Below are 2378 nucleotides of genomic sequence, written 5' to 3' on the forward strand. Positions count from 1 at the left end.
GTATTTGAATCTGCATCCTCTTACCGTGCATAAGTATGCGCGGGAAGGCAAGATCCCTGCATTCAAGATTGGGACTGATTGGCGGTTCCATAAAAAGTATATTGAACGCTGGATCAAGGCGAAAGTATCCTCGAATTTTAGTGGACGTGAACCAAAACGTGCCGCTTTGGATCTTTAAAATAAGCTGAGGATGCTTTTTTGGTGGAACGACGAGTGATGAGGAAATGGGATACTGGATCTTACGATTTCTGTTTATAGTATTATTAAAAATATTTTTTCGTTTTCGTGTCGAGGGAAGAGAGAATCTTCCCCGTAAAACCAATTTTATTGTTGCGGCAAACCATGCCAGTTTCTTGGACGCTTTGGTGGTGGGGACAGCTATTGGGCAGCGCACCTATTGGATCGCTTCGCGAAAATTATATCGGGTGCTATGGTTACGGGTATTTTTCATGTTGATTGACGCAATCCCGAGCGGGAATGCGTCGCGTACGGTTGTGGCGCTCTTGGAGCGCAATAAGAATGTCGGGCTGTTTCCCGAAGGGCACGTGACGCGGGATGGACGCATGCATGAATTCAAAAGCGGTGCAGCGCTTATGGCAATAAAGACTGGCAGGCCGATCGTGCCCTGTGCGATTATCGGTACGTATGAAGCGTTGCCGATTAATGGGAGGTTCCCAAAATTGTTCTCTCCCATAACCATAAAAATCGGTAAACCAAAATATCTTTTTAAGGAGTTCGATGAGGTTATAGATGATGTTCGTCTGCAGGAGGGAATGATGCGGATCAAGAAAACGATAAAGGAGCTCATGCATGCCTGTTGAAAAACACATTTTAGAAACACGTATTACCCGTCTTATTCATGCGCCGAAATGGCGTGTCATTCGCTTGGTCACCAAAGTCTGGGATTTTCCATCGTTTGTGCCGACCGTCAAAGAAGCTACTGTCATTCATAAAGCGCATAATCATGTCAGGACGAAATGGCATATTCAGGTTGATAGCGTACCGATCAAATGGGTCGAAGAAGATACCCTGGAGCTTGAAAATGGTTGTATCCGTTTTAAAGCTATTGAAGGGGATCTGGAAACGTTTGAAGGGGAGTGGTTCTTTCGTGATCATCCTGAAGGCACGCATGTTGAGATCGTGGTGCGTTTGGCGGTGGGGATCCCTGCTATTCAGGAATTTGCCGATGCCTATATTCAGAAAATGGTGCGGCGTAATTTTGAGGCGATCTTAGAGTCTGCGGATACGCATTTGATCTCCATGCGTTATCAGGGGTTTAAACAGGGCGACCTGGATAAAGTGGCTGGATTCGGGGTGATCGGGCACTTCTATAATTTTAATCATCTGGTCAAATGTTTCCGTATGTTGAGCCCTGAGATCAAACTTCCCTCCCGGGAATTTCTTGGGCAGTTGTTCAGCATCACGCCTTCTTTTAAACTGTATGATGTCGAAGATTTCCGTTCGAAAGCTGGTGCCGTCACCCGGGGGTGTTTTATTGTGGCGACATTTATTCCGGATATGATCGAGAAGGATATGTGGGCGATATTCTCTAAGGTCGTGCGCGCCTGTAAGATCGCGGAAAAACATGGGGTGGGAGTGGTTACGCTGGGGGGGTTCACCTCAATTGTAGCAGAACGTATCGGCCATGAGATCGCCAACGAAGTGGATGTGGCAGTAACGACGGGCAACACCTATGCCTCGATCATGGCGATTGACGGAATCCTGGAAGCAGCGCGCCGGGTGGGGTTGGATCTCCGCCGTTCGAAAGCGGCGATCATTGGTGGTACCGGCGATATAGGCAGCGCCTGCGCCCGGTCTTTGACCGAGTGTATGCAGCAGGTTACTATAACTGGCCGCAATAAAGGAGGGTTACGTACGCTGCACGCTGAGTTGAGCAAGCGCCGCAAGGCCCGTATTGTTGCCACTACCGATAATCGCCGGGCAGTGCGTGATGCAGATATGGTGATCACGGCTGCTAGTTCCACGCAATCTATTTTGGAGATCAGCTGGTTTAAGCCCGGAGCGGTGATCTGTGATGTTGGTTTTCCGAAAAATATCCCCTACGTAGCGCAAAGCAGAGGGGATATTTTTATTTTTTCTGGAGGACTTGCCAAGTCTCCTACACCGATCAGTTTTCCGGTAGATACGGGTCTGCCTGCTAAGGACGCGTTGTATGGTTGTTTTGCTGAAGCGATTATATTAGCTTTGGATAAACGGTATGAGAGTTTTAGCTATGGGAGAGGCAATATCACGCTGGCGAAGATGGAAGAGCTGCGCGCGATCGGCGCCAAGCATGGGTTTGGTGTTTCAGACCTGTATTGGGGGGATATGCCGGTTTCTCCGGAATTAATCGAGAATGTAAAGGATAGGGTGCATGC

3 protein-coding genes are annotated in these 2378 nt (G+C 48.3%); all 3 read left to right on the forward strand.

Annotated features, from left to right (window positions below; all coding sequences use genetic code 11):
* The first annotated feature begins 4 nt into the window (after positions 1-4).
* On the forward strand, positions 5-178 hold the full coding sequence (locus WCO51_12475) for a helix-turn-helix domain-containing protein (protein ID MEI6514069.1): 174 nt from the start codon (positions 5-7) through the stop codon (positions 176-178).
* Between the two features lie 46 nt (positions 179-224).
* A complete protein-coding gene (locus WCO51_12480; GenBank protein ID MEI6514070.1) occupies positions 225-821 on the forward strand; it encodes a lysophospholipid acyltransferase family protein in 597 nt (198 codons plus the stop codon).
* On the forward strand, positions 811-2378 hold a 1568-nt coding region (locus tag WCO51_12485), incomplete at its 3' end, for an SRPBCC family protein (protein ID MEI6514071.1). The genes WCO51_12480 and WCO51_12485, both read left to right, overlap by 11 nt.

It is taken from the genome of bacterium (assembly GCA_037131655.1).
In the GTDB taxonomy this organism is placed as follows: domain Bacteria; phylum Armatimonadota; class Fimbriimonadia; order Fimbriimonadales; family JBAXQP01; genus JBAXQP01.